Source organism: Rhodoferax sp., from assembly GCF_010365055.1.
Lineage (GTDB): Bacteria > Pseudomonadota > Gammaproteobacteria > Burkholderiales > Burkholderiaceae_C > Rhodoferax.
In genome coordinates, this window is record NZ_JAAFHA010000041.1 from 23,229 (window position 1) to 31,503 (window position 8,275).

At 59.6% G+C, this 8,275-nt stretch carries 9 protein-coding genes and 1 pseudogene; 9 read left to right on the plus strand and 1 reads right to left on the minus strand.

All coding sequences use genetic code 11. The annotated features are described in order from the left end of the window. Positions 1-207, minus strand: coding sequence for a hypothetical protein (locus tag GZ093_RS11155; protein ID WP_296485917.1), 207 nt, complete (start codon positions 205-207; stop codon positions 1-3). A 195-nt stretch (positions 208-402) separates the two neighbouring features. On the opposite strand from GZ093_RS11155, the gene GZ093_RS11160 reads away from it, so the two are divergent. From GZ093_RS11160 to GZ093_RS11200, 9 genes and pseudogenes are all read left to right on the plus strand, one after another. Continuing rightward, the gene (locus GZ093_RS11160) at positions 403-1,029 is read left to right on the plus strand and encodes an elements of external origin (RefSeq protein WP_296485919.1); all 627 of its coding nucleotides are present in this window, start codon (positions 403-405) and stop codon (positions 1,027-1,029) included. A 6-nt stretch (positions 1,030-1,035) separates the two neighbouring features. After that, complete coding sequence (locus GZ093_RS11165; protein ID WP_296485920.1) at positions 1,036-3,057, plus strand: phage terminase large subunit family protein; 2,022 nt, start codon at positions 1,036-1,038, stop codon at positions 3,055-3,057. Between the two features lie 79 nt (positions 3,058-3,136). Next, positions 3,137-3,643, plus strand: coding sequence for a hypothetical protein (locus GZ093_RS11170; protein WP_296485922.1), 507 nt, complete (start codon positions 3,137-3,139; stop codon positions 3,641-3,643). 2 nt (positions 3,644-3,645) lie between these two features. Continuing rightward, positions 3,646-4,038, plus strand: coding sequence for a hypothetical protein (locus GZ093_RS11175; protein WP_296485923.1), 393 nt, complete (start codon positions 3,646-3,648; stop codon positions 4,036-4,038). 13 nt (positions 4,039-4,051) lie between these two features. Further along, positions 4,052-4,273, plus strand: a complete 222-nt coding sequence (locus GZ093_RS11180; protein ID WP_296485925.1) for a hypothetical protein — start codon at positions 4,052-4,054, stop codon at positions 4,271-4,273. Further along, positions 4,273-5,796: a phage portal protein gene (locus GZ093_RS11185; protein ID WP_296485926.1), complete on the plus strand. Its 1,524-nt coding sequence runs from the start codon at positions 4,273-4,275 to the stop codon at positions 5,794-5,796. The genes GZ093_RS11180 and GZ093_RS11185 overlap by 1 nt, the downstream gene beginning before the upstream one ends. Positions 5,797-5,798: 2 nt before the next feature. Then, the gene (locus GZ093_RS11190; protein WP_296485927.1) at positions 5,799-7,178 is read left to right on the plus strand and encodes a S49 family peptidase; all 1,380 of its coding nucleotides are present in this window, start codon (positions 5,799-5,801) and stop codon (positions 7,176-7,178) included. A gap of 26 nt (positions 7,179-7,204) precedes the next feature. Further along, positions 7,205-7,585, plus strand: a complete 381-nt coding sequence (locus GZ093_RS11195) for a head decoration protein (protein WP_296485928.1) — start codon at positions 7,205-7,207, stop codon at positions 7,583-7,585. 25 nt (positions 7,586-7,610) lie between these two features. Next, a pseudogene (locus GZ093_RS11200) lies at positions 7,611-8,183 on the plus strand (major capsid protein); the annotation flags it as partial. Between the last annotated feature and the right edge of the window lie 92 nt (positions 8,184-8,275).

The following is an 8,275-nucleotide window of genomic DNA, read 5'->3' on the forward strand; positions in this document are numbered from 1 at the left end:
TTATGTGTTGGCAATCTCTGACTCTGTCGGCTTGGTCATGGATGCGCCCAGTACAGCGCCTGCTTTAAAGGCCGCCTCCAATGCGTCACGCACACACCAGACGGCGGTGTCATAAAAGTCGAGGCTGTCTGCGTTGCGGGTCTCCAGGGTTTCGATGCTGAGGTGGCGACGGGCGATCTCGGCGAGGATGCTGTTGATGGTGGTCATGAGGTTTGTCCTTTACTGTGTTGGTTGCGATGCCTCTAGTAACGCGCTGTCTGCTTGTAAAGCCAAGTCAATTTCGATCATTTTTTGAATCTTTTTTTTGCTTTAAACCAACAAAGCAATCGTCTGCAACTTTGCATCTCTGCCTGATGCCACCGACGCAATGCGCATCCTTCATGAAAACCACAAACCTACCCCATGGGACTATCGATTCGCGCCTACGCCCGTCATCGCGGGGTCACAGACACTGCCGTCCACAAGGCCATCCGAAGCGGACGCATAACGCCAGAGCCTGATGGCACGGTCGACGCAAACCGCGCCGACCTGGAGTGGGATCGCAACACGGACTCGCCAAGACAGGGAACCAAGCAAAAGGCGGTGACCGTCAAATTTCCACAGGGCGACGTATCCGCTGCCGGAGTGGCATCGGGTTCGACGGAAGACTCCATCGGATCTGGTTCATCAGCAAGTCAAGGCAGCAATTCAGGTGGCAGCAACGGCGGCGGAGGTGGTGGTGGTGGTGGTGGTGGTGGTGGTACATCGCTCTTACAGGCGCGCACTGTCAATGAAGTAGTCAAGGCGCAAACCAACAAGGTGCGCCTGGCAAGACTCAAAGGTGAGTTGGTGGACCGCCCACAGGCCATCGCCCATGTATTCAAGTTGGCAAGGTCTGAACGCGATGCCTGGTTGAACTGGCCCGCACGCGTATCGGCAGAGATGGCGGTCAAGTTGGGGCTGGATCCGCACCCCATGCACATCGCACTGGAAAACGCGGTTCGTGAGCACTTGCAGGAGCTCGGTGACATGCGACCACGAGTGGACTGAAATGCAATGCAATCAAATACGACTGATCATTACGAAGGCGCTGTTGAGATTGACCGCGCTTGGCGCGAAGGCCTGACGCCCGACCCGCTGCTGTCTGTCTCGGAGTGGTCCGACCGGCACCGCATGCTGTCCTCCAAAGCGTCGGCTGAGCCGGGTCGCTGGCGCACCAGCCGCACGCCGTACCTCAAGGACATCATGGACTGTTTGTCGCCCACCTCGCCGGTGGAGCGGGTGGTGTTCATGAAGGCCGCCCAGCTCGGGGCCACGGAAATGGGCAACAACTGGATCGGCTACGTGATCCACCATGCCCCGGGCCCCATGATGGCAGTCTCGCCCACGGTCGACATGGCCAAGCGCAATTCCAAGCAGCGCATTGACCCGCTGATCGAAGAGTCGCCCGTGCTGGCCGAACTGATCGCACCGGCACGCAGCCGGGATGCGGGCAACACCATCCTGGCCAAGGAATTCAGGGGCGGTGTGCTGGTGATGACCGGCGCGAATTCCGCAGTGGGCTTGCGCTCAATGCCGGTGCGCTACCTGTTTTTAGATGAGGTGGACGGCTACCCGCTGGATGTGGAAGGTGAGGGCGATGCAATCTCGCTGGCCGAAGCCAGAACGCGAACCTTTTCCCGGCGCAAGATATTTATCGTGTCGACCCCGACGATCTCGGGCGTGTCGGCGATTGAGCGCGAGTACGAGGCATCCGACCAGCGTCGCTACTTTGTACCTTGTCCGCATTGTGAGCACCGGCAGTGGCTGCGGTTCGAGCAGTTGCGCTGGCAGCGTGGGCCGGACGGGTCCAAACCTGAGACGGCGGCCTATGTCTGCGAATCCTGTGAGCAACCCATCCCCGAGCACCATAAAAGCTGGATGCTGGAAAACGGTCGCTGGCAGGCCACAGCGCCGCAGAACACGGGCAAGACGGTGGGATTCCATCTGTCGAGCCTGTACAGCCCGGTCGGTTGGCGCAGTTGGAAAGAGATCGCAGGAGCTTGGGAAAGCGCGATTAGCAAAGAGACGGGCTCCACCGGGGCCATCAAGACGTTCAAGAACACCGAATTGGGTGAGACCTGGGTCGAAGAAGGTGAAGCACCGGACTGGCAGCGGCTGCTGGAGCGCCGGGAAGATTACGCGGTTGGCACGATTCCCATGGGCGGCATGTTGCTGGTGGGTGGTGCCGACGTGCAGAAGGACCGCATTGAAGTTTCCATCTGGGCATTCGGCCGGGGCAAGGAAGCCTGGCTTGTTGAGCACAGGGTAATCATGGGCGACACGGCACGCGCCGAAGTCTGGACCGGTCTGGCCAGCCTGCTGGGTGAGTCCTGGACGCACGCATCTGGCGCACTGGTACCTCTGGCGCGACTCGCCCTGGATACGGGCTACGCCACACAGGAGGCGTATGCCTTTGTACGCTCCTGCCACGACCCCAGGCTGATGGCCATCAAGGGCGTGGCCCGGGGTGCTGCGCTGGTGGGAACACCGACGGCAGTGGATGCCACGGTCAACGGCAAACGCCTTCGCCGAGGCGTCAAGGTGTTCACCGTTGTGGGCTCGATTGCCAAGCTGGAGTTTTACAACAATCTGCGCAAGGGAGTCGATGTTGCAAGCGACGGCACCACGCCTTTGTATCCGACAGGTTTTGTGCATTTGCCCAAGGTCGATAGCGAATTTCTGCAGCAGCTCTGCGCCGAGCAGTTGATCACCCGGCGAGACCGTAACGGTTTTGCCCAGCGGGAGTGGCAAAAGATGCGCGAGAGGAATGAGGCGCTGGACTGCTATGTGTACGCCCGAGCGGCGGCGGCAGCCAGTGGACTGGACCGGTTTGAGGAACGCCACTGGCAGGAATTGGAGCGGCAACTTCTCTCAGATCCAGATGGATTGAGGGTTACAAGAGTGCAGTTGCAGCCAAGCCCGGTGGTACGAGAGGCGCCAGATAAAGCGGTATTTTCTGTCGCTTTGCCAGGCGAGGTAACGCCGCCCAAGACAACCGTGCGCAGAGTAATCCGAAGCAGTTGGCTGCGGCGGTAGTCACAGACAGAGTAGTTTTTTGTCGAGCACCTTGAGTGCTCTTTTTTTTTGTTCGTTTACCAAAAGTGAGACCATCTCCATGAGTTTGCAAGTTCGCGTTGAATCCCTGGTCCTGCGCCTGGCCGCAGAGTTCAAGACCATCCATGGCGAGATCGGCACCTTGGCCAATCTGTCGACCTTGGATAAAACCAATCTGGTCTCCGCCATCAATGAGTTGCGCAGCCAAATCACGACGATGTCCGGTGCGACGTTTATCAACGATGCCAATGCTGCGGCAACGGGCACGACCTTCTCGGCGTCCAAGATCACCGCACTGCTCGATGCACTCAAGGCCGATTTGCTCGGCGGTGCAGACGCGGCCTTTGACACGCTCAAAGAACTTCAAACTGCCATCCTGAGCGACCAGACGGGAATCAGTGCATTGCTGGCAGCCGTTGACAAGCGGGTGCGCTTTGATGCGGCTCAGGCCCTCACGGCACCCGAGCAGTTGCAGGCACGCCAGAACATGGGCGCTGTGGCATCTAGTGACATTGGCAATACGAACACTGACTTCGTTGCCATCTTCGATGCCGCGTTGATCGCCTGATCATGAGTTTGAGCACGCGCTTAGCTGATCTGGCTGCTGCGGTGGCAACAGAGATTCGCTCACGTATCACCGCTGATCACCCGGGCGTTGCCAAGGCCTGGGTCTGCTTTGGCTATGTTGGCAATCAAGTCGTGGTGCGTAAGGCTTTCAACGTGCGAAGCGTTACTCGCACCTCCAAGGGCGTGTACCGGGTGACGTTTACCAACGCGATGCTAGATGCCAACTATTGCTGGAACGCATTCGCCCGAAACGAGGGAAGCGCATCCACGTTCAAGTTGGCCTCGGCGCGGGTGAGTGCTGACCTCAAAACGGCAGTCTTCGTCGATGTGATCTGCGCCACCCAGGCAGGCACGTTCTCCGACACGACTGAGCTCAATTTGACGGTCTGGCGCTAAGCAAGGAATACCCATGGCCTACACCGAAGAACAAGTCAACGCCCTGCAGTCTGCCCTGGCTAAGGGCGAGCGCCGGGTCACCTTTGCTGATAAGACCGTCGAGTACCGCTCGGTTGACGAGCTGCGCCTGGCCCTGCGCGAGGTGCAAAAGGGGCTGTTCTTGCAGGCCAGCGCCACGGGCTTGTGGCCGCGCGCGCCTCGGCAAATCCATATCAATACAAGCAAGGGCACCTGATGGGCTGGTTCAAAACAATTCGCAGACGGCTCTTTACCACCACGCCCACCTATGACGGGATTGGCAGCGGCAGGCGTGCAATGGCTTGGTCAGTGGGCAACCCCGGTGCGGTGGCCGCCATGCTGTTCAACCAGACCGAGCTTCGCGCCAAGAGCCGAGACTTGGTGCGCCGCAATGCCTGGGCCAATGCCGCGCTGGAGTCCTATGTGGCCAACGCCATCGGCACGGGCATCAAGCCCCAATCCATGCTGACAGACTCCGCGCAGCGCGAGGCGGTCCAGACGCTGTGGCGCAATTGGACGGTTGAAGCAGATGCCGCAGGTCTGACCGACTTTTACGGTCTGCAGGCCATGGCGTGCCGGGCCATGTTAGAGGGCGGTGAAGTGTTGCTTCGCCTGCGCTATCGCCGACCCGAAGACGCTTTGAGCGTTGGGCTGCAAATTCAAGTTCTGGAGCCTGAGCACCTGCCCGTACAGATGAACTCCGTGGCTGAGAACGGAAACCTGATTCGCGCAGGCATTGAATTTGACCGTTTGGGTAAGCGTGTGGCATACCACCTGCACCGATCGCACCCCGAGGACGGAGCCCTCGCACCCATGTCGGGCAATGGTGACAACAGCACGGTGCGGGTCGACGCAGCTGAGATCATCCACATGTACCGACCCTTGCGGCCAGGCCAAATACGGGGTGAGCCGTGGCTGGCGCGTGCGCTGGTGAAGCTGCACGACCTGGATCAATATGACGATGCCGAACTGGTGCGCAAGAAGACAGCGGCCATGTTTGCAGGCTTTGTCACGCGGCTGGCACCGGAAGATAGCCTGCTCAATGAGGGTCTGTCAGACCCCAATGGGGTGTCTCTGGCAGGCATGGAGCCCGGCACCATGCAGATTCTGGAGCCAGGCGAAGACATCAAGTTCTCGCAACCGGCAGATGTGGGTGGTTCGTACTCCGAATTCTTGCGCATGCAGTTCCGCGCGGTGGCGGCGGCCATGGGCGTGACGTATGAGCAGCTCACTGGAGATCTTACCCAAGTCAACTATTCGTCCATTCGCGCCGGTCTGCTGGAATTTAGGCGGAGGGTGGAATCTTTGCAGCACGGCGTGATCGTGCACCAGCTGTGCCGACCAATTTGGCAAGCGTGGATGGATCAAGCCGTGATGGAGGGGGCATTGAACCTACCCGGGTACGCCAGCGGTTCAAGTATTGCTGCAAGCAAGGCCGCGCGGCGTGACTACCAAGCCTGCAAATGGATACCGCAGGGTTGGCAGTGGGTGGATCCCTTGAAAGAAGCCGATGCCATGAAGGCGGCGATTCGCTCGGGTCTGATGAGTCGATCAGAAGCCATATCGGCTAACGGCTATGACGCAGAAGACGTAGATCGGGAAATCGCCGCCGACAACGCGCGTGCCGATGGCCTTGGATTGATCTTTGACTCGGATCCACGTCACGAGTTGTCGGCGTCGACCGCGATGCCAGTGCAGCCGGTGCAGCCTGCAGCCGACGCCCAACCCCAAGGAAACTGACCATGTTGTTGCCACATTTGGCGTCTAGTTTGTACGGGACGCCGCTTCTGCTTGCCCGCACCAAACTCGACATCATCCTGGCGGTGCTGGGTTCTCGCATCGGCTGGCCGGAATCCCAAACTGCGCTGGCGCTGCCGCAGGCGCGCGCATCCCCACAAAGCCTGGCATCGAGTGCCGCAGGCATTGCCGTGATTCCGGTGCATGGCTCGCTGGTTCGCCGGTCGATGGCCATGGATGCTCAGTCCGGCCTGACCTCCTACGGTGACATTGCCAACATGCTCGATGAGGCTGCGCGCGACCCCGGGGTTGCAGGCATTTTGCTGGACATCGACTCACCCGGTGGAGAGGCCGGTGGGGTGTTTGATCTGGCCAGAAAAATTCGCGACATCAATGCGATCAAGCCCGTCTGGGCTGTTGCCAGTGATGGTGCGTACTCGGCGGCCTACGCCATTGCCAGCGCTGCATCCAGAGTGTTTGTCACCGAGACCGGCGGAGTGGGGTCGATTGGCGTGATTGCCATGCATGTGGATCAGTCGGCCCGCGATGCCCGAGAGGGTTACCGATTCACTGCCATCTCCGCTGGTGACCTGAAGAACGACCTGTCGCCCCACGAGCCAATCAACAAGGCGGCCATGACTCGGCTGCAAACGGAAGTCGACCGGCTCTACGGGCTATTTGTTGATCACGTCGCAGCCATGCGGGGGCTCGACGTGAAGGCAATCCGCGCCACTGAAGCGGGGCTGTTCTTCGGACCCGATGCAGTGCGCTCGGGACTGGCTGATGCACTGGCCAGTCCAGATCAGGCCATGACGGAATTCTCTGCTTACCTGTCAGTCCAGCGTATTCACAAAAGCGCTGCCAGGGTGATTTCCACCACGGCCAGTGCCTTCACCACCACTCATATTTCAAACCAGAAGGAGATTCACATGAATCAAGACCCCGCATCGACCCCCGTTCCAGCGGCACCAGTGGACACCACCACTGAAGACGATGGCAAGCAGCCAAAAGCGCTGCCTGCGCCCGTTGTTCCTGCTGCGCCCGCAGCGCCAACTGCGCCTTTTGCGCCCGCTCAGGGTGATCCAGCCGTTGCCAACGACGCTATTTCCGCAGCCAGTCACGCAGCAGGCCTGGCCGCCCGAGCCGAGGCGCTCACGATTGCTGAACTCTGCCAGCTTGCGGGTCAAAGCCAGCGGATCACCGGGTTCTTGGCACAGGGGGCGACTTCCACGCAGGTGCGCCAAACCTTGCTGGCATCGCGTGCGCAGAGCGAGGAAATCTCCTCCGTCATTCACCCTGATGCGGCACTCAAGGCCAACCCAGGCAATGCCCATGATGCCGGTGCCCTGATGGCCGCTGTCAAACGACTCACCCAAAAACCCTGAATCTCAAAACCCCCAAGGACATCACCATGAACGCTATTTCTGAATCTCCCAATCTGGGTGACTTGCTTAAGTACGAGGAAGACTGCCTGAACTATTCCCGCGAAGTGGCCACGGTCGCTGCGGGCCAGAACCTGCGCTTGGGCGCGGTGGTCGGTCGCGACACCCTGACCGGCAAGCTCAAAGCACTCGATCCCGCTGCCACCGATGGGTCGGAGGTCCCAGTGGGCATCCTGCTGGGCAATGTCGATGCCAGCCTGATCGAAGTGGACGACGCTTTGTTGCTCAACCGCCATGCCGTGGTGGCATCCAACGCTGTGATCTGGCCGGTGGAAATCACCACCGCTCACAAAGCCGCCGCCATCGCCTCCCTGGCATCGATTGGCATTCTGATTCGTCAGTCGGCCTGATCCCCACTTTTTAGGACTCTCCACCATGAACAATCCCTTCAATTCCCCCGCGTTTTCGATGGCAGCGCTGACTTCGGCCATCAACATCATCCCGAACCGCTACGGTCGCATGGAGGCTTTGAACCTCTTTCCGGTCAAACCTGTGCGCACCCGCCAAGTGATTGTGGAAGAACAAAACGGCGTGCTCAACCTGCTGCCCACCATGCCTCCGGGCTCTCCTGGTACGGTCGGCACCCGTGGCAAACGCAAGGTTCGCTCCTTTGTGATTCCCCACATTCCGCATGACGATGTGGTGCTGCCAGAAGAAGTCCAGGGCATCCGGGCCTTCGGGTCGGAGACCGAGATGGAAAGCATCGCTGGTGTCATGGCACGCCACCTGGAGACCATGCGAAACAAGCACGCCATCACCCTGGAGCATTTGCGCATGGGTGCCTTGAAGGGCGTGATTCTGGATGCAGATGGCTCCGTCATTTACGACCTGTTCGATGAGTTTGGCATCGCACCCGCTGCCATCAACTTTGATCTGGGCACCGCCAACACGAACGTCAAGAAGAAAACCACCGATGTACTGCGCTACCTGGAAGACAACCTTAAGGGGAATGGCACTTACTTTGGCTTCCAGTCGTGGCCATGTTTCTTGATTTTCCGACGAGCGATGGCACGCGGAACCTTTAACCACGGGTAAGGTTT